Origin of the sequence: Lepagella muris, assembly GCF_004793975.1 — a bacterium.
GTDB classification, from domain to species: Bacteria; Bacteroidota; Bacteroidia; order Bacteroidales; family Muribaculaceae; genus Lepagella; species Lepagella muris.
Window position 1 is genome coordinate 1 of record NZ_SRYB01000001.1, and the last position, 18509, is coordinate 18509.

General features: G+C 51.1%; 16 protein-coding genes. 7 read left to right on the forward strand and 9 right to left on the reverse strand.

The window, feature by feature from the left end:
• Nucleotides 1-244 precede the first annotated feature (244 nt).
• Nucleotides 245-1147, reverse strand: coding sequence for a helix-turn-helix domain-containing protein (locus E5331_RS00005; RefSeq protein WP_123482622.1), 903 nt, complete (start codon nucleotides 1145-1147; stop codon nucleotides 245-247).
• A gap of 51 nt (nucleotides 1148-1198) precedes the next feature.
• Entirely contained in the window at nucleotides 1199-1957 is a 759-nt protein-coding gene (locus E5331_RS00010) for a glycosyltransferase family 2 protein (RefSeq protein ID WP_123482623.1), read from the reverse strand.
• A gap of 217 nt (nucleotides 1958-2174) precedes the next feature.
• Between E5331_RS00010 and E5331_RS00015 the strand changes: the two genes are divergently transcribed.
• From E5331_RS00015 to E5331_RS00035, 5 genes are all read left to right on the forward strand, one after another.
• Nucleotides 2175-2342: a DUF362 domain-containing protein gene (locus tag E5331_RS00015; protein WP_123482624.1), complete on the forward strand. Its 168-nt coding sequence runs from the start codon at nucleotides 2175-2177 to the stop codon at nucleotides 2340-2342.
• 236 nt (nucleotides 2343-2578) lie between these two features.
• On the forward strand, nucleotides 2579-3016 hold the full coding sequence (gene dut / locus E5331_RS00020; RefSeq protein ID WP_123482721.1) for a dUTP diphosphatase: 438 nt from the start codon (nucleotides 2579-2581) through the stop codon (nucleotides 3014-3016).
• A 77-nt stretch (nucleotides 3017-3093) separates the two neighbouring features.
• Complete coding sequence (locus tag E5331_RS00025) at nucleotides 3094-4893, forward strand: tetratricopeptide repeat protein (protein WP_123482625.1); 1800 nt, start codon at nucleotides 3094-3096, stop codon at nucleotides 4891-4893.
• A 59-nt stretch (nucleotides 4894-4952) separates the two neighbouring features.
• Nucleotides 4953-5741, forward strand: a complete 789-nt coding sequence (lolB1, locus tag E5331_RS00030) for a lipoprotein insertase outer membrane protein LolB1 (RefSeq protein WP_168355087.1) — start codon at nucleotides 4953-4955, stop codon at nucleotides 5739-5741.
• Nucleotides 5742-5784: 43 nt separating this feature from the next.
• Nucleotides 5785-7563, forward strand: coding sequence for a M23 family metallopeptidase (locus E5331_RS00035; protein ID WP_123482627.1), 1779 nt, complete (start codon nucleotides 5785-5787; stop codon nucleotides 7561-7563).
• A gap of 32 nt (nucleotides 7564-7595) precedes the next feature.
• Here E5331_RS00035 and E5331_RS00040 read toward each other — a convergent pair whose 3' ends face one another.
• Nucleotides 7596-9047, reverse strand: coding sequence for an oligosaccharide flippase family protein (locus E5331_RS00040; protein WP_123482628.1), 1452 nt, complete (start codon nucleotides 9045-9047; stop codon nucleotides 7596-7598).
• Between the two features lie 87 nt (nucleotides 9048-9134).
• On the opposite strand from E5331_RS00040, the gene E5331_RS00045 reads away from it, so the two are divergent.
• Entirely contained in the window at nucleotides 9135-10106 is a 972-nt protein-coding gene (locus E5331_RS00045; RefSeq protein ID WP_123482629.1) for a glycosyltransferase family A protein, read from the forward strand.
• Here the strand turns inward: E5331_RS00045 and porN are convergent.
• The 6 genes from porN to porT form a co-directional block, all read right to left on the reverse strand.
• Nucleotides 10083-11216 carry a type IX secretion system ring subunit PorN/GldN gene (gene porN, locus E5331_RS00050; RefSeq protein ID WP_123482630.1) on the reverse strand — a complete coding sequence of 378 codons (1134 nt, stop codon included), beginning with the start codon at nucleotides 11214-11216 and terminating at the stop codon, nucleotides 10083-10085. The genes E5331_RS00045 and porN overlap by 24 nt on opposite strands.
• Before the next feature lie 19 nt (nucleotides 11217-11235).
• Nucleotides 11236-12798, reverse strand: a complete 1563-nt coding sequence (porM, locus tag E5331_RS00055; protein WP_123482631.1) for a type IX secretion system motor protein PorM/GldM — start codon at nucleotides 12796-12798, stop codon at nucleotides 11236-11238.
• A 15-nt stretch (nucleotides 12799-12813) separates the two neighbouring features.
• Nucleotides 12814-13797 (reverse strand): type IX secretion system motor protein PorL/GldL, encoded by a 984-nt coding sequence (porL, locus tag E5331_RS00060; RefSeq protein ID WP_123482632.1) that lies wholly within the window; start codon nucleotides 13795-13797, stop codon nucleotides 12814-12816.
• A 4-nt stretch (nucleotides 13798-13801) separates the two neighbouring features.
• The gene (porK, locus tag E5331_RS00065) at nucleotides 13802-15205 is read right to left on the reverse strand and encodes a T9SS ring complex lipoprotein PorK/GldK (protein WP_123482633.1); all 1404 of its coding nucleotides are present in this window, start codon (nucleotides 15203-15205) and stop codon (nucleotides 13802-13804) included.
• A gap of 83 nt (nucleotides 15206-15288) precedes the next feature.
• Nucleotides 15289-16293 (reverse strand): PorP/SprF family type IX secretion system membrane protein, encoded by a 1005-nt coding sequence (locus tag E5331_RS00070; RefSeq protein WP_123482634.1) that lies wholly within the window; start codon nucleotides 16291-16293, stop codon nucleotides 15289-15291.
• A complete protein-coding gene (gene porT / locus E5331_RS00075; RefSeq protein WP_168355088.1) occupies nucleotides 16290-16973 on the reverse strand; it encodes a type IX secretion/gliding motility protein PorT/SprT in 684 nt (227 codons plus the stop codon). The genes E5331_RS00070 and porT overlap by 4 nt, the downstream gene beginning before the upstream one ends.
• Nucleotides 16974-17163: 190 nt before the next feature.
• Between porT and dgt the strand changes: the two genes are divergently transcribed.
• Nucleotides 17164-18486, forward strand: coding sequence for a dGTP triphosphohydrolase (dgt, locus tag E5331_RS00080; protein WP_123482636.1), 1323 nt, complete (start codon nucleotides 17164-17166; stop codon nucleotides 18484-18486).
• The last annotated feature ends 23 nt before the right edge of the window (nucleotides 18487-18509 follow it).

Consider the following 18509-nt stretch of genomic DNA (forward strand, 5'->3'; position numbering starts at 1 on the left):
GAGCGGGAGAGTAGGTAATCGCCGCCTTATGGAAGCCGACTGAGCGATCAGCCGGCTTCCTTTTTTTGTTGTGGTTGTCGTTGTTATCCCCGGAGGGGATAGCAGCTGCTTGGACGGCTTGGACCTCTTAGACCTCTTTGACTTCTTTGACCTCTTTGTCAATACTGTCATTGATGTCAAATCGGCAATTTGATAATTTGTCAGATTATCAGATTGCCGATTTGTCAGATTGTATTGCTGATGATTATGTGAATTTGCGGCGGTAGATGGTGGGGGAGAAGCCTGTGTGGTGCTTGAAGTATTTCCCGAAGAAGGATTGGTTGGGAAAGTTGAGTGCTACGGAGATCTCTTGGATTGTCATGTCGGTTGTCTTTAGTAGGACTTTCGCTTCCATTATGACGTAGTTCTCTATCCAGTCACCGGCGGTACGTCCGGAGAGTTCTTTCACTACGGATGAGAGATGCTTGGGAGTGATGAAGAGTTTGTGAGCATAGTATGCCACCTGACGTTGTGTGCGGAAATCCTCGCTCACCGACAGGATAAATTTTGCCATTATCTCCTCTTTACGTGATTTCGGGGATTCAACCTTTCCGGAATTTTTCTTATAGTTGATGTCCATCATTTCATAGAGAGCTGCTTGTAGCATGCAATGCACCTTCTGTTTGAGAAATGGTGTCTTCTTTTCCCGTAGTTTCAATCTTATGAACTTTAGGAATGTCTTTATGCCTTCGGCTTCCTCTTCAGTGAGGTCGGTGACCGGTTCGGTACGGTGATGCATGAGGAGAGGAAGTATGTCGGTAAGTTTCGGAAGTACATCCTGCACAAGATGTTTCGAACAGGCCATTATTGAACTTTGAAAATCTTCTGAATATTCGGATAGGTATATGTAATTCTTAGGTTGGATTACGATAAGGGAATTTTTCTTTAATTCGTATTCACGTATGTCGATTCCAATCTTGCCTACCCCTTCCGTACAGATAGCTATGACGAGAGCATCAAGACGGAGGGGATATATGTCGGACATGTGGAAAGAGACACCATGATCAAAGACTATTATGTCTTCGTTCAGGTTGTCTGCATTGACATTGCGTACAATCTGGTGGATTGTCACGAGATCTGAATTGGATGATGTATTCTGAGTATGCATAATTCGGGTCTGGGATTTGTCCGACAATTTAGGATATTGGTATCGGGATCACTATTTCTGTCGTGATGAGAATTTGCGTGCAGCGGCTCTTCCTATGAAGGATATATGGTTGATTATGGTAGATGTCAGTCCGTAGTGGTCCTTCATGATATGAAATCGTTCAAGCAGGGATTTCATCTTGTTCTTGTCGGTCATGCCGTCGCTTAGATAGTCGATAGCCACGGTATGCAGATTGACACAGTTGCCGGGTTTTGATTTGCGGATGCATCGTATTGTCCAGTCATAGTCTGCTGAAAACCTGTATGATGTGTCGTAGAAGGGAGCGATATCCTTCTTGACCATGAACGCCTGATGGCATACCAGCATGCCGTCGGCAAAGGATTGGAATGACAGCACGTCAGGCACTGACAGGTGGCGTGGGGCAATGAAATTGCGTTGACTGTCTACAATCACGGTATCAGCATATATTATGTCGGGATTCTTCATAGCCTCGGCGGCATATTTTCCGAGAATGTCGTCGGAATGGAAAGAGTCGCCGGCATTAAGAAACAGTACGTATTTCCCCTTCGCCAGCCTCAACCCCTTGTTCATGGCATCATAAAGCCCCTTATCAGGCTCGCTGAGGATACGTAGGGAAGGGATTCCGAGTTTACGGGCTATTTGCAGGGTGTTGTCGCTCGATGCGCCATCGATTATTATGTGTTCGAAGTCGCTGCATTTCTGTTCTGCCACAGATTTCATTGTCGCAGGCAGATGGGCTGCCGCGTTAAACGTGATTGTAATTATGGAGATAAGAGGTTGCTGTAGCATGATGAATAATCTGACGTTTTAGGTCAATGCAAAATTAATGAAAAATAGCGAAAAAAGAGGTATTAAACCATATTTTTTATGGATCCTCGGGCATTTCTTTATTTAGAATCAATTCAAATTACGCCGAATAGATGAGATTTAGTTGTAATATTCGTTAGGAAATTCTAATTTTGCATCAAAATAACTCAATAATAATAACTAAAAATAAACATTAACTATGGCTTACGTAATTGGCGATAACTGCATCGCATGTGGCACTTGTATGTCGGTATGTCCGGTAGACGCAATTTCTGAGGGTGATATCTACAAAATCGATCCTGATACTTGCATCAGCTGCGGCAGCTGCGCACAGGTTTGCCCCAACGATGCTATCACTGAGGGTTGATAATCTCAGTATGCAAAGGAATGAAGGCTGTCTTAGATTACTAAGATGGCCTTTTATCGTATTCTTCAGACGATTCCGGGCGTGGGGATGCTGACCGACGGATAATGCACTATTGTATATAAGGCCGTTTTTTATTAATTTTGTAAAAAATCATCCGTGTACCCAACTTTTTACGTTTGGATTCGGTTAATGGATATAAAGAATTGATAAATCCCTTACTATATAAAATGGACAGAATTAAGGTTAAGATCATAAATAAAAGTCATCATCCGTTGCCATCCTACGGCACTTTTGAAGCTGCCGGAATGGACGTGAGAGCATATCTCCCGGAGGGTGCAGTGACGCTTAAACCACGTCAGAGAGCATTGATACCTACGGGGCTATACATACAGCTCCCGCAAGGATATGAGTGCCAGATACGTCCGCGCTCCGGACTTGCGCTCAATTACGGGCTGTCAATAGCAAATTCTCCGGGCACTGTCGATGCCGACTACAGGGGGGAGATTGGGATAATTCTGATCAACCTCGGTGAAGAGGATTATGTGGTCAACGACGGAGAGAGAATCTGCCAGATGGTAATAAAGCAGTATTCCCACGTGGAATGGGAGGAAGTGAGCGAACTCGACCGCACGAAGCGTGAGAATGGCGCGTTTGGTCATACGGGCGTAAATTAAAACCCTGTTTCGGATAGAAACAAGTCAGATTCGTAACAAGTCAGATAGAAATAAGGTCCCTCTTTAAATATTCTCCATTGAAAAAGTATCAACTGATCATATTGCTCGTGTGTGCAGTCTCGGCTGCATTTATCTCCGTGTATGCTGCCGATGGCGGTGAGATTCGCCGGAAAGCCCGTTATTATTATCTTGAGGGGGCACGTTGCCAGGCGGAGAACAACCATCTGGCGGCTTTCGAATATTTCAAGAAAGCATTCATGACCGACCCCTCATACGAAGAAGCGGCATCTGCCTACGGCATGAATCGCCTTATGGTGAAGACCGACACCCTACAAAGCAACCCCGAACTGAAGCGTTCGCTCGATTATATGCGCAGATTTGTCGACGCATATCCTGCCGACCGTAATGAGGCTAACTCGTATGCCTACGTGGCTGCGCGCCTTGATTCCATTGAGGAGACGATAAGGGTGTATCAACGTCTTGACTCGCTATATCCGGGGAAGGAGATGACGCTGCTGCAGCTTGCCGATGCATATATGCACGCCCACCGCGAGGCTGATGCCATAAAGGCATTGTGCAGATATGAGACAGCGCAGGGGAAATCTCCCCAGGTATCGTTGAAGAAGATGAGTTTTATGTTGGCTGCCGGCGACACCGCCGCTGCCATAGATGAGGCGACTGCCCTTATCGACTATAACCGTCGCGAACCGTCGTTCAGGATACTGAAGGGGAATCTATACGAGGTGATCGGGAACAACGACTCCACGCTCGCATACTATAAGCAGGCGGAGGAACTGAATCCCGACAATGGGGCGGCAAAGATGGCGCTTGCCAATTTCTACAAGAATATAGGCGACAGCGTGGCTTTCGACAACAAGATGTATGAGGCACTTCTCTCGGAAGACTTCATACAGGAGGAGAAGATCGCGATACTTGAGGAATATCTTCAGTCGCTTCTCAACGATAAGAGCGACACCGGACGCGGGGATCATCTTTTCAGTGTGCTGATGGAGCAATATCCTCATGAACCCGCAGTGCTCGACCTGGCGGCGCGATATAGCGGTGCGAAGGGAGACTATAAGGATGCCGAGGAGCAGATAGGATATGCAATCGACCTTGACCCCGCCAACGTGGCTTACTGGGGGCAACTGATGCGCTACCAGCTTGCCGACGAGCGTGGCGCGGATGCGATGACCTCATATCGCAACGCTGCAAAGCATATCGATATACCCGACGGGATGAGGCTGATGTATGCCGCTGCCGCCGTTGATGAGAAGAAGTATGATGAGGCTGAGAATACTTATGCCGAGATGATACATCAGGTTAACCCAGAGCTTCCGCTGACAGATTCCGTCACCGACACGCGATTCAGAAATTCATTGAACTTCGATGACCTGACCAGGCTAAGTTCTATCTACACTATGTTGGGCGACACCTACTACAGTGCCGGGGATCTTGACAAGGCTTTCAGGGCATACGACAACTCTCTATTCTTCTATGCATCGAATCCGGTCTCACTCAACAACTATGCATATTTCCTCACGGAGAACGGCGGGGATCTTGACAAGGCTTTGGAAATGAGTACCAAGGCAATCGAGGGTGAGCCGGAGAATGATACTTATCTCGACACGTATGCATGGATCCTTTTCAAGAAGGGAGACTATAAGGAGGCTCTTGAATATCAGAAGAAGGCTATGGAGATTGCCGAGAAAAATGGTGATGTCGCAGCCGAATATTATCATCATATCGGCGATATACTCTTCATGAACCATCAGCCGGATGAGGCGGTGAAGAATTGGAAGCGTGCGCTGGAACTGGAGCCGGATAATGGGTTGCTGAAGAAGAAGGTGGCTCACAAGGCTTTCTTCTATGAATGATATGACGGTTGTCGCCGCCGTCTCCCAATGGATACGGCATCGGAAAAATGAATAGACAGATGAAACAGACAATAAGATATGCCGTATGTGTCATTATGCTGTTGTCAGGGTTACTGATGACGGCGGCACAGGAGGCTCTCGACTCTTCAAGACGAAGCGAGGTGGTGGATTCCATTGTGGCGCAATGGAACGAATGGGAAACGGTATCTATCAACGGAAAACTGAGGATGCCGGGGCTGCCTCTTAGTCCAAGTGTGAAGATTTATATGGAGCGCGACAGTGCGGTGTTGATTTCATTGAGAGCTCCGCTGATGGGTGAGGTGGGGCGTGCCGAGATTTATGCCGACTCGCTGCTCGTGGTCAACAAGATGAAGAAGACATACGTGGCGGAACCCCTTACCGGCTTCATGGCAAATTATCCCATCTCGCTTTCCGATGTGCAGAATCTTCTGCTCGGACGTCCGGTGGTGGTAGGTGAAGGTCTACTGTCTTCCGGATCGCCCGAATCCATTGAACTGTTTTATGAGAATGACGGACAGTTGTCGATGATACCCGCATTGGAGAATGAGCTTGAGGGATTCAACTACGGATATTTGATTGACCGGTGGATGCGTGCTGCCGCACTGATTGTGGTGCCTGTGGAAAAGGAGGATACCTATGTGAGTGTGGAGTATGAATATCCCGGCAAAGGCTACGACATAAATGTGATGTATTATTCCCCCGATAAGAAGAGAGGAGGCACACTGGAACTCGATGATCCTGTATGGGATGGAAGCGGGATATCTCCTATAAGGCTCAAAGGAGGGTATACCCGGATGAAATTTGATGATTTCATAAAATCATTCTAAGTAAGTCAGAAGTCAGAGTAAGTCAGAAGTCAGAGTTAAAGTTATGAAGCGTGTTCCCCGTAATGCAGTTGTGTCGTGGATGGCACTCATGTCGTTAGTCCCATCGGATTATCTGCCGCTTATGCAGGCAGCCAATCCGCAGCAGCAGACCACCGCCAAAAGTCGGCGTGCCAAGTCTTCAGGGAATAAGGCAACCCAGCAGGCATCTAAGAAAGCAGCTCCGCAGACGGCGAAGAAGAAAAGTGCCAAAGCTACCGGGAAACGGAAGACAGAGACATCTTCCGACGTGAAGAGACAGCAGGAGGCTACAAACCGAGAGATTCGTCAGACAGAACAGCAGATAAAGGAGAACGACCGCTCGATAAAGAAGGGGCTAAGTGAACTCGGTAAACTTCAGGACGACATATCCGTATCAAAGAAGCGTATTTCCGAGACAACCGGTAAGATAACGTCTTTGTCAGGGAAAATCAGTAGCCTTGAATCCGGAATATCCGGGAATGAGGCGGAATTGCAGAAGCTTCGTGATGAATATCTCAAAGCCGTGAAGAAGATGAGGTCTGCGAGAAAGAACCGGTCGGCTCTTGCTTTTGTATTTGCATCTGATAATTTCAACCAGGCGTTGCGCCGCATGCGTTATCTGAGGCAGTTTTCCGAATGGCGCGACAGGCAGACTGCCGCCGTGGAGGAGAAGACCGCACAGCTGAAGACGCAGCGCGACCAGCTCTCATTAGTGAAGAAGGAGCAGGACCGGATGCTGATTCAGCAGAAATCAGAGCAGGCGGTCTTGCAGAACCAATATGGTAAGCAGGATGCCTTGGTGGCTCAGTTGAAGGCAAACGGTCAGGCCCTACAGGCGCATCTGAGCAAGAAACAGGCAGAGGCAAACGTATTGCGCAACAGAATCGCGGCATTGATTGCCGAGGAGCAGAGAAAGGCAGAGGAGGAGCGTAAACGCAAGGAGGCTGAGGCGCGACGTGCTGCCGAGGAGAAGGCTCGTAGGGAGGCTGAGGCACGACGTGCGGAGGAGGAGAGACGTGCACGTGAGGAACAGGCGCGTATCGAAAGGGAGCGTATTGCCGCTGCTGAGGCTGCAAGATTAGCGGAGGAGAAGGCGCGTGAGGCTGAACTTCTCGCCAAGAAGGAGGCAAAGGAGAAAGACAGGAAATCGAAGGCTGAGGCGGAGCGATTGAAGAAGGAGCGGGAGAAAGCGGCACAACAGGCTCGTAAGGAGGCTGAACTCCGAAAGAAGGAACTGGCGAAGAAAGAGGCGGAGGAGAGAGAGGCTGCCAAGAAGAGGGAGCGTGCTGCGGCTGATAAGGCGCGAGAGGATGCCAAGTTTGCAGAGGCACGCGGACGTGCCGCACGTTCTGAGAAGAAAGAGGCGGCAACTCCGGCTAAGGCACAGAATGGCAACTTCGCCGCAATGAAGGGAAGTCTCCCTAAACCGGTGGCGGGTTCATTCAGGGTAACGTTGCGCTTCGGACGCCAGTCTTTGCCTAATCTTCCGCACGTGGAATATGACAATCCCGGTATAGATGCCGAGGTAGGAAGAGGGAGTGCCGCCCAGGCAGTATATGGGGGCACGGTATCCGGTGTGTATATGGTGCCCGGCTTTAACACTGTGGTCATAGTGAGTCATGGCAACTATTATACCGTGTATGGCAACTTGTCGTCGGCAGCTGTGAAGGCGGGGGAGGATGTGAAAGCCGGTCAGCGTCTTGGTGTGATTGCCCCGGATGAGGATGATGACAAGCACAGTGTGCTCCATTTTGAGGTATGGCGCAACCGTGAGAAGCTGAATCCGCTTGAATGGATCAGATAGACTCACTCGCCAATCAGATAGACACACACCAATCAGATTAGCGCGAGACGCCTGAGCCTTGTCAGTGAATATATGCCGGATATAATCAGTATTGCGGTCATCACTGCATAGCCTGTCGTAGTGGGAATGAATGAGGCGAGGAATACGCTTGAAGTGGCTATTACTGCCATCGCCATCATCATCATCGATTGGCGTGAGAATCGGAAGGAATATAGTTTCCGGTTGACAATATAATAGATTATCAGGCAGAGTGCATTGTCAGCCACGAGCGAGTAGCCCAATCCGGTAAGCCCGAAGAAATGGAAGAATCCGCAGCTGAGCGAAAGGGTCAGCAGGTTGCACCCTACACCCTCCATCCAGAAAAACAGTTTCTTATTACCTTTAGCGAATGAGATATAGCCGAGCGGAGTCATCAGTGCGCGGAACATTATCCCCAGTCCCATCCATCTCATCAACTCCGTGACGGGGAGAAATTCTGGCGAGAGTAGCACCCGTATGAGAAATGGGGAGGAGATTATTAGCAATCCGGAGGAGGGTCCGATGATGAGTGCGGTGACGATGAATTGACGGTTGACCACATCTCGCATCTCATCATTATCACCTACCGATTTCGACAGGCGCGGGAAATAGTCCATTGCCATCACCGCGAACACTATCCCGGCATATTGCGCCGTAACTGAGTTTGCCGCCTGATAAAGACCTACGGCATCCGTCGAGCCTGTGGAATTGATGTAGATATTGATGAGATATTGGGAGAGGGATTGCAGCAGGTCATTCGACATCAGCAGCATCCCCATCAATAGCAGACGCTTTATTATGGGGCGGTGGCGGCTCCAGCTGAACGGCTCCCTCTCCATTGAATATTGAGGTCGGGTAAGCACACGACGGTAGAAGATAAACAGTGTGGCTGCCAATATTATCATGGCGGGCACTATGCCGCGTGTGCCGAAGAGATAGTATAGCGGCACTCCGGCTACCAACCCCGTCACTCCCCCCACAAGCGAGGCGCGTGAGATGTTTTTCACGTCATGGAATCCCTGAAGCACCGATAGATGTCCGGTGTAAGCCACCGACAGTCCCACTGCAATGCCGAGTAGCATGAACTGCCATTGCATCGATGGGTCGCCAAACGTCAGGATGCTTAGCCAGTGGCTGAAAACCACGCATACAAGGGCGGCAAGAACCGCCGTGAACGTTATTAGTCTACGAGCCACCGACAGGATTGTGGCGAGATTGCGCCGGTCATCGCTGGCTGCCGCCACCTCCTTCACTATGGCAAGATTCAGACCCAGTGAGGAGAAGCGTTGCAACGTCAGCGAGGAGGAGGCGAAGAGCGACGAGACGCCCATGCCCGACGGTCCGAGAAGATATGCCACGAATTTCCCCCGAGTCACGTTGATAAGGATCTGAAGCACCTGCACGCTTCCGAAGAGAGAGATCCCTTTCAGTATGTTTCTATAGGTGTTCTCTTCCTTTACGCGCATAAGATATGTGGGGTTGTCCGGTTATTACAAATCTTCATAACCAATTAACGGAGATATGCCGGAAAAATTCGCTAAATTCGCGAGTAAATGGAGAAAGTAAGTATAATAATACCGGTCTACAACCGGAAGGAGCTTCTTGCACGCACTTTGTCAAGCGTTGCGAAGCAGACATGGCGACCGTTGGAGGTGATAATCGTTGACAATGGTTCGGACGACGGCACCTACGAATATGCGCTTGAATGGCGTGATGCCAACAGCGTGGAGGGTCTTCATGTGGAGGTGATGCGTGAGGAGCGCCGGGGTGCCTGCTATGCACGCAACACTGGCTTGTGTGCAGCCACCGGAAGGTTCACTCTATTCTTCGATTCTGACGACACGATGCGCCCTACGCTCGTGGAGAGAGCGGTTAATGGGTTCCGTGACCATCCGGAGGCAGAGATTGTATGCTGGAAATGTCTTATACACACACTTGACGGAAAAAGTAAGGTGGCTCCGTTTTATCCCGACAGGGGTATGGAGTGCCATCTCGTGCATGCTCTTCTGCGCACCCACGGATATATGGCACCGACAGAACTCTTCCGTAAGGCGGGGGGATGGAATGAGATTCTTCCATGTTGGAACGATTGGGAACTTGGGGTCAGGATGCTCCTTGCCGTCGGGGTGTCGGGGAGAGAGCGAAGGGGAAAAATTGCTGGCGTTCCGGAGATTCTTGCCGACATATATTCCCAGAAGGATTCAATCACCGGGGATAGCTTCTCTCGTAAGGTGGGTCTTTGGGAACGGAGTCTTGAAGCCGTGAGGCAGACGATATCCGCGAGTCGGTCGGAGAATAAGAGGGGGATGCTCCAGACGGTGGCATATCGCGGAATGATATTGGCAGCATGCTATAAAAAAGAGAGCAGACCCGACCTTGCGGCGGATCTGCTTAATGGTATGTCGGACGACAGAAGTCTTTCGTTGATGGCGAAGATAGTGATGAGATTGCTCTATCATTACACGGCATCAGGCGGGAGAGGGGCGTGGCGCATAGCGAGATTATTTCTTGCGCCGTCTGACTGATTTTGCTGCCCCGCTGTTGGATGACGAGGAGGAACTTACCTTGGGCTTCTTGGTAGATGAGCGTTTCTTTGTGGCGCGTTTCTTCGCACGTGCCGCCGATGAGGGTTTCTCTTCCGACACGCTCTCTGCCTCCACTATTGTGCGTTCAGGAATAGTGTCGGCGGCTATACCCTGTTTGCTTTTCTTGGCGTCCTCTTTCTCACGCATGGCGAGATACTCCTCACGGTCGGGCACCCAAAGGTTCTTGCCATAGTTGCGCAGACGGTTGTCGATACTGTCTTGCGCACGCTTGCGGTCATCCTCGTCGGGAAACATCTGTGCCATGGAGAGGTTGCGCAGATTGCGGGTCTTATAGATATCCCCCTTATACATCGTGAGATTAAAATAATCATCTATGGAATGTTGGGCGAGATTATTGTCGTCAGAGAGGAATACGTATTGCTGGGCGAGATAGGGGCGCAGGGCATCGAATTTCACCCAGAACATCGGATATTTCGCCTCGCCGCCGAAGTCGCCGGAGCGGTTGAGCACCGGACAAAGTGCCTCGACACGGGTCTTCATCCTGTTGGAACGGCGGTCAAACTCCCATTTCTCGATTATATAATAGTTGAGCACCTGGGTGGTCGGCACGTCCGCCTCCTCTATGACAAAACGCGGATTCTTCTCCGTAGAGCCTTTGGCTTCCTGGGCATAGATGTCGAAACGTTGCAGCATGTCGGCGACGTTTACCTTGTATTGATCAGTAAACATCTCGCGTCCGTCAAGATATTCGTAGGCGGGAATCTTCCCATCGACCACGAGCCGCAGGATTATACGGAAAAGATTCTCCTGCCCGTCAATCACGTCTTCCGGGAAATAGAGCGGAGAATTTTCAGGCTGCGTGAGGTCGAGCTGGCGGTAGATCTGGCGCATGTAGGAGAGATCGGCATCATGCGGCTCCTTAGTCTCAAAAAAGCCCTGCATCCTGTCGGAGATGACGGGACCACCTTGCACCCCTTTCTTCTCTTTCTCACTGCGTTTGCGCACTCCGCCTGCATTCTCCACCTGCGCATGGAGGGAAAGACCGGAGAGGAGAAGGATGATTGTCAGTATTGTTTTATTAAGAGTCATGATTCGGTGGGTTTTAAATTCAGTTGAGTGCGACGTTGATGGGGGAGATGTCGCGTGTTATGCCGTCCGGTCCTTTCGCCTTCACGTCAGTGATGAAGAAGTTCTTGCCGGGCTTAAGCCGCTTGAACTGTTCCTTCTGCCGACGCGAGAATGATGCACCGTCCGACACTTCCGGTATGGCATTTCCCATGGAATCGAAGAAGACGGTTGAGAACGACACCACGGTGTATGTCACGTTGAGAATGTCGTCGTCAATGGCTGCACCGAGCGATTCCGCAGCCATAAGTGCCGCCTTGGATATTTTCTTTGGTGAACCCTTATAGTGCACCACGTTGCCTTGCGCATCCTTTATCGGGATATATGGTGTAGGGTCGGGGAGCTTGCGCACCCTGAACGTCATGGAGCCGACGTTGCGGGCTGCGCCATCGGTGTTTGCCGTGACGGAGATCACCGCCTCCGAGCCTACCGTCTGCGGACGCGCTATCCAAGAGTCACCGCTGCGTGTGAGCGTCCCGTTGGTCATGGTTGCCTGTATTGCATTCATCGGGAAGCCCGGCACGGAGATGCTGATGGGGTTGTCGATGCCGGCATACAGCACGTTCATGAGCGTCGGTGAGATGGTAGCCATAGGCTCCATGACGGTGTAGGAGGATTTGAACTCACGTCGGTCGATCGAGCCGTCACCCTTCATCACCTCAATGTAGCCGGAATAATCGTGTGTGCCCACTGTGGTGGCGTTCAGCTCGAGCAATCCCTTGTCGTTGGGGAGTTTCGATCCGTTGACAAAGACGGTGGGGCGTTGTGTAGTGTCGATGGCGGCAAGGACGATGTTGGCTGAGTATTTATCCCCTCTCATCACCATCTTTGAGTTGGGAATAACGTAGGCATCAAGGGAGTTCACCCTCACGTCGGAGATATCCACGTTGGTGATGAGATTGGTAAGAGCCTCACTCTCTGCCTGACGTATGTCGTTCTCAAGTTTTGTCAACAGGGTGACGGCGGCTATAGCCGGCATATTGTCGAAATTCCTGTTCTCCCATGAGTTCTCCCCCTCATCAGGTTTCCCTGTTGAGAGCATCGCCTCCATCGCTTTCCTCTTGGTCGGGTCGGTAATGAGCGAACTTACATATTCACGGAAAGCATTTACACTCTCCCTCAGTTTCTTCCCCTCATTCCTCCCGGGACGCAGCATGGTTACGGATGCCGCTTCCAGATCGTCGAGATTCACAATCTGCTCGGGATTGGCATCATTGCCGTCAGCCTGACGGGCGATCGCCAGTTTCAGCGAGTCGATGGTAAGGCATAATGACTGCGACATATCGTGCAGACGGTCCCCCTTCTCATACCATTCCCCCACTTTCGTAGGGTTCTTATCGTAGAGTTCGCTGAGATATCTGAACTGCACCTCATTCTTGGAGGTCATGTTCCGGTTTGTGGTACGGAGCCCGTCATGCACCTGGTTAAACCCGTTGAGCACATCGCTCGAGACGTTGAGGGCGAGCATGGCGGTAAGGACGATATACATAAGGTTTATCATCCTCTGACGCGGTGACATACGGGCTACGTTGTTTCCTCCTGCCATTGTTCTCTTTCGGATTTAATCGTTGTCTGTTCTGTCGGTCTTGACAAATGGATTCGCCCCCGGCTGACCCATCATCGGATTATGCATCCCGATGGTCATGGCGGTGATCATCTTCTCATATACGGAGTTGATCTGCTGCATGTAGCGCGCCATCTTCTCCGACTCCTCGCAATAGCGCGATGACTCGTTGGCTGACTTCTCATACATGTCGCGTATATCCTTCAGACCACGGTTTACACGGTCGATATTGTCAAGCTGTCCCGACACGTGTTTCAACTGAATCTCATAGATGGTGTTCAGTCCGTTGAGATTACGGTTGAGGTCAGCCATCTGTTCGGCATATCCGAGCGCACTCTGCGAGATGTTGTCGGAATTATCGGTGATTGCCTTATATGATTGCAGAAGAGTCTCGCTCACCTCATTGAGTGCGCGTGTGGTCTCCTGAAGACGATCCATCTGTTCGGTCATGCGGAGAATGCTCTGGTGAAGGGTCTCAGCCTCTTCTGCCGGAATGGGAGCTGCTGTTGCTGCAGCTGTACCGCCTACTGCCGCGCCGCCACCGGATATGATGCCCGTCGCGGGCACACCTGCCGACACTATGCCGGAGAATCCTCCTCCGGCAGTGTTCTCGGCAATCTGCCCGTCTGTCGGGGCTGACTGTGCATCCCCTGCGACTACGTCGCCGGTGATGATGATGCCCGAGCCGGATTTGAAGTCGGGACGTTCGTCGGGATTCTTGGAGTCAAGCACGGGAAACACCTCTTCCCATGCGTATTCCTTCGGCGGACGGTCGAACGCCGTCAGTATGAACATGGCGATCTCTGTGCCCATGCCTATGCAGAGAAGAAGGTTGCCTCCGGGGAGATGCAGAATCTTGAAAAGTGCACCCCAGATCACGATTGCCGCTCCGATGGAGTAGGCGAAATTAAAGAAACGTTGTCCACCGGGTCCGTGAAGGAAACGCTCGATGAAATTAGCATATTTGCGAATCTTTACCATGTCTTTATCTCTTTTTCTTTTGGGTTCCTTTGGCGAATCCGATCTGAGAGCGAACGTTGCGGAATCCTATGTAAGATCTTTGTTCATTCTGATATTCCCACATGCGAAGGTCGCTGCGTATGCCGCTCGCCACGTCTTTCCATGAGCCGCCACGCACGATCTTGCGCTTCATCTTGTAGGGGTCTTCCTTAGCCGCATCGTAGCGGTATTCCGGGTTTATGTCGGCGGTAAGGTTGTCGATGCTTTCCGTGAAGGCGGTTGAGGTCCATTCCGACACGTTTCCCGCCATGTCATACAGCCCGAAATCGTTGGGCGTGAATGTGCCCACCTGCGAAGTGATGACGTGTCCGTCGCGCACATAGTCGCCATCCATAGGCTTGAAGTTGGCATAGAAGCATCCGCGTTCATCGTAGGGGAGGGTTTCCTCCCAGGGATAGGGGGATTCGGAATTACCGGCACGTGCCGCATACTCCCATTCAGCCTCCGTCGGCAGACGGTATGGCTCCACATAGATGTTGTCCTTACCGAGCGAACGGCGCAGATAATCGGTGCGCCAGTTGGAGAAAGCATTTGCCTGTTCCCAGCTCACCCCTACCACCGGGTAATTATTGTAGCCGGCATGTGAGAAATACATTCTGGTGTAGGTCTCGTTGTAGGCATTGTCGAAGTCGTTGATCCAGCACGTAGTGTCGGGATAGACGTTGACGATGTAGGTGTTGACGAAATCAAAATCGCCGGTGAGCGGGCGGGTGATTGTCTCCCGTATGATTTCACCATCTTCCGAGAAGTATGCGGTGTCTTTTGAGATTACGGGTAGTTCCGTCGGCACGGGTTTGTCGGTGTTGTATTCGCGGGTCAGCGGGTCGAGGCGGTTCTTACGCTGTGCCGCCGCCGTGTGGTTGAAGATTTCGTAGCGGTAGTTGAGTTGCGTCGGGTCGAGTTCCTTTTTCCCGGTGATGGGATTTGTGCGGTATACGCTCTCGATTGCACGCTGTTCATCCTCATTGGGGTTTCTCCATGGGATAGCCTTGCTCCAGTTGAGGTAAGGCGTCACCGGGTTCCCCTCCTTATCCTCCTCGATCTTGAAAGCCTCGTCCCCACCGTAGGCAGGGTCGGCAAGGCGTTCGCGGATAATGGAGTCGCGCACCCAGAATACGAATTGCTTGTACTTGGAGTTGGTGATCTCGGTCTCGTCCATCCAGAACGCATCGACCGATATGCCCCGTGGGTTGGCTTTGATGCCGGTGATGGAATCATCTTTCGACGGACCCATAGCAATTGAGCCCCTATCGACGAGCACCATACCGTAAGGCGTAGGCTCTGCCCATGCCGATCCGCCGACTCCGGTCACTTCGCCGCCTGCTGATGAGTTGCGTGCGCTGAAGCAGGACGCCAGCATGAGCGGCATAAGCGGAATCGCGACCGCCGACAGAAGCCGGGGTGTTGAAAACGTTAAATATTTATAAAGTCTTTCGGTCATTATGTTAAGCGTTACATTATTCTGATGGATCGGTGTTTATTTCGGTTTTTGCCTGACATATCGATTTTCAGTCTGAATCCCGCCACAATCTCATGGCTGCCTGACGACACTTTTGCAATTGATGATGTCGGATAGTCGTAGGCATAGCCGATGAAGAAGTTCTTGAACTCGGCACCCGCCATTATAGATACGGCATCATCCCAGCGGTAGCCTATCCCGACGAAGAGAAATCGGTTGTAGGTGGCTCTAAGGGTCAATGCTGCCGACAATTTGCTGAAATCAGTCATCATGAGCAGGGACGGCTGCAATAAGAATAACGTGTTTCTCAATGCAATATTGCCGCCGGCGTCAAAATATAGTGTGCGATTCAGGTTTGTCTCATATTGCAGGGTCTCGGTTGATTCCGACCCCTCTATCTCCATCTTTACGGTAGGGGCGGTGAGGTGCATGCCGGATAATCCGATATGGAAGAGAGGATGGGTATAGGAGAGCCCAAGAGAGGCATCTAATGCGTTTCCGGTGAGATCCTGCTTCGGAATGGAGGGATCTTCCGGTTCGTGATAATCGTCATCGTCGGGTATGTAGGCATCGGTGGCACGGAAACGAGAGTTGTAGTAGCCGAGTTGCAGCCCGATGCCGAGTTGTCCCTTGAGGAATTTGAGCTTGTAGCTCCCCTGTGCCGAGATTAGTAGATTGGAGAAGAGTCCGATGCTCTCCTGAAGCATGGTGACTCCTGCGCCCACTCGCTTGTTGAATACCTTGAAGGGCATGTCGGCGGTGGCGACAAAGCTTTTAGGCGCGTTGGTGATTCCTATCCATTGCAGGCGTCCCGCACCACGGATACGGAGCCAGTCGGTGTCGCCTGTCGCTGCCGGATTGTAGAGGGTGGGGAGTGCCCAATGCTGGGTGAAGAGAGGGTCGTTCTGGGCATACGCTGCCGATGCCGACAGAAGTCCCAACAATATCAGAGGGAGAAGCCGGAGCGTCGTCGTTATTTTGCGTGATAGGTTGCTCATTCGAAATAGAAGGTGAGTACGACCATATTTGATTTTACTTTCGATAGGGCTTGCGTCATCTTGAACGACTCCGGATCATCCGTCAGGTCCGGACGCTCATGATGCAGTATGTCGGTCAGTCCGAAGCAGAACTTTATCTCTGGATTCAGTTTGAAGAAGGGGAGATAGAAATCGGCTCCCAGTCCGACGCATAGATAGGCGTCGGATGAATTGAAGAGGAGCGGCTCGGTGCGTTTCTTGCTGACGTCAAACGTGGCCATAGCTCCTGCCGACACGTAGGGACGCACGTTGCGCATACGGTCGCCTGAGATCTTCAGGTCGAGCGGTACAACGACGTATGCCGATTTCACGTCCTGACGGTTGAGCTTGTCACCGAGGGCATCCTGCATCACTACCCCCTTACTCCCGAAATACATTCCCGGAGTGAGGCGAAGGTCGAGATATTTGTGCAGACGAAGGCTGGCAAGCACGTTAACGCAGAATCCGGGTGAGAAGGAGGGCACCTCAGCCACCCATTTCTCCCCGTCGTCGGTCATTAGTCCGTTGTGGGTGAACGATAGGTCCTGCACGTGCATCCCGACAGAGAAACCAAGGTGCCAGGGCTTCAGGTCGGCATACGGACGGTTGAGAATCTTGTCGCCCGGCTTGGCGATTATCTCCGGAACGACGGAAATAATCATTACCAGGAGAAAAACGAGACGCAAGGGTAAGAACTTTATATTGCTGAAGAACTTTATATTTCTAATGTCGGTTATCATGTGGTAAGCAGATGCCAAAATATTTTGACATCTATATGTAATAACGTTGTAGACAACTTGGATATTGTCACAATATTTGACAGATAAAATGGTTAAAAAATAAAAACGAGATATGAACTGGGCAACCCTAATATGCGACAAGCGTCTGGGCATGGAGGAATTTCATGATCCACGGGTGCATATACGCAGCGATTTCCAGCGGGATTACGACCGTATGATATTCTCATCCCCTTTCCGGAGATTGCAGAATAAGACGCAGGTGTTCCCTCTGCCGGGAAGTGTGTTTGTGCATAACCGTCTTACCCACAGTCTGGAGGTGTCATCCGTCGGACGCTCCCTGTCGAGGGAGGTCGTGGCGCGTCTTTCCGGGCGTTATGCCGACGGCGACGTGGCGGAGTCGCTTGCCAGTATCCCCGACATTGTGGCGGCGGCTTGCCTATGCCACGACCTCGGTAATCCCCCCTTCGGGCATTCCGGCGAGATGACGATATCAACATGGTTCAGCGAGGGGGCGGGATTGCAACTGAAGGGTAGTCTCACTCCGCAGCAATGGGCGGATTTCGTCAATTTTGAAGGGAATGCCAATTCTTTCCGTCAACTGACGCATCAGTTCTGCGGACGCCGTAAAGGTGGGTTTGCAATGACCTATAGCACACTTGCCTCAATTGTGAAATACCCCTGGTCATCGCTTAACGTGGGGAGTAAACGGAAGTTCGGTTTCTTCGCTTCGGAGGAGGCAGACTATCGTAAGGTGGCAACCGAACTGGGCATTCCGGAGATTGCCGACGGTGTGTTTGTAAGGCATCCGCTGGTATATCTGACGGAGGCTGCCGACGATATATGCTATCAGATAATGGATATTGAGGATGCCCACCGGTTGGGAATCCTTTCAATAGGAGAGGTGAAGGAACTTCTGTTGGCTTTCTTCCGACCTGCCGACATCGACAAGAGGGTAAGGGCTATGTCTTATCTCGACGACCCCAACGAGCAGGTGGGTTATCTCCGCTCAAACGTGATAGGGGAGCTTGTCATGGGGTGTGCCGATGTGTTTGTCGATAATGAGGGTAGACTGTTGGCAGGGGAGAAGTTGTCGCCGCTGGTGCAGCTTACCGACCCACGGCTCAGTGAGGCGTATGGAAGGTGTGCTAAGGTGGCAAGAGAGAGGATATATGATGCCCCGGACGTGGTTGACGTGGATATTGCCGGCAACAGGATACTGACGTATCTGATGGATGTACTGATGGAGGCGGTGCTCAATCCGGAGAAGAACTTCTCCAAACTGTTGCTTCTGAAAATGCCGAGGCAATACGATATACATGCCGAGAGTCTGTATGAGCGGCTACAGAGTGTGCTCGACCATGTGTCGGGGATGACCGATGTATATGCGCTGGATCTTTTCCGGAAACTCAACGGACACTCCCTTCCCGCCGTCTGACCGATTCTCCTTTCTGACAAATT

Excerpts from the sequence above, each read along its gene's own strand:
- porN (WP_123482630.1), bottom strand. The coding sequence starts at position 11,216 with ATGACTCTTAATAAAACAATACTGACAATCATCCTTCTCCTCTCCGGT.
- porK (WP_123482633.1), bottom strand. The coding sequence starts at position 15,205 with ATGCCGCTCATGCTGGCGTCCTGCTTCAGCGCACGCAACTCATCAGCA.
- E5331_RS00035 (WP_123482627.1), top strand. The coding sequence starts at position 5,785 with ATGAAGCGTGTTCCCCGTAATGCAGTTGTGTCGTGGATGGCACTCATG.
- E5331_RS00070 (WP_123482634.1), bottom strand. The coding sequence starts at position 16,293 with ATGAGCAACCTATCACGCAAAATAACGACGACGCTCCGGCTTCTCCCT.
- lolB1 (WP_168355087.1), top strand. The coding sequence starts at position 4,953 with ATGAAACAGACAATAAGATATGCCGTATGTGTCATTATGCTGTTGTCA.
- E5331_RS00010 (WP_123482623.1), bottom strand. The coding sequence starts at position 1,957 with ATGCTACAGCAACCTCTTATCTCCATAATTACAATCACGTTTAACGCG.
- dgt (WP_123482636.1), top strand. The coding sequence starts at position 17,164 with ATGAACTGGGCAACCCTAATATGCGACAAGCGTCTGGGCATGGAGGAA.
- porL (WP_123482632.1), bottom strand. The coding sequence starts at position 13,797 with ATGGTAAAGATTCGCAAATATGCTAATTTCATCGAGCGTTTCCTTCAC.
- porT (WP_168355088.1), bottom strand. The coding sequence starts at position 16,973 with ATGATTATTTCCGTCGTTCCGGAGATAATCGCCAAGCCGGGCGACAAG.
- porM (WP_123482631.1), bottom strand. The coding sequence starts at position 12,798 with ATGGCAGGAGGAAACAACGTAGCCCGTATGTCACCGCGTCAGAGGATG.
- E5331_RS00045 (WP_123482629.1), top strand. The coding sequence starts at position 9,135 with ATGGAGAAAGTAAGTATAATAATACCGGTCTACAACCGGAAGGAGCTT.
- E5331_RS00015 (WP_123482624.1), top strand. The coding sequence starts at position 2,175 with ATGGCTTACGTAATTGGCGATAACTGCATCGCATGTGGCACTTGTATG.
- E5331_RS00005 (WP_123482622.1), bottom strand. The coding sequence starts at position 1,147 with ATGCATACTCAGAATACATCATCCAATTCAGATCTCGTGACAATCCAC.
- E5331_RS00040 (WP_123482628.1), bottom strand. The coding sequence starts at position 9,047 with ATGCGCGTAAAGGAAGAGAACACCTATAGAAACATACTGAAAGGGATC.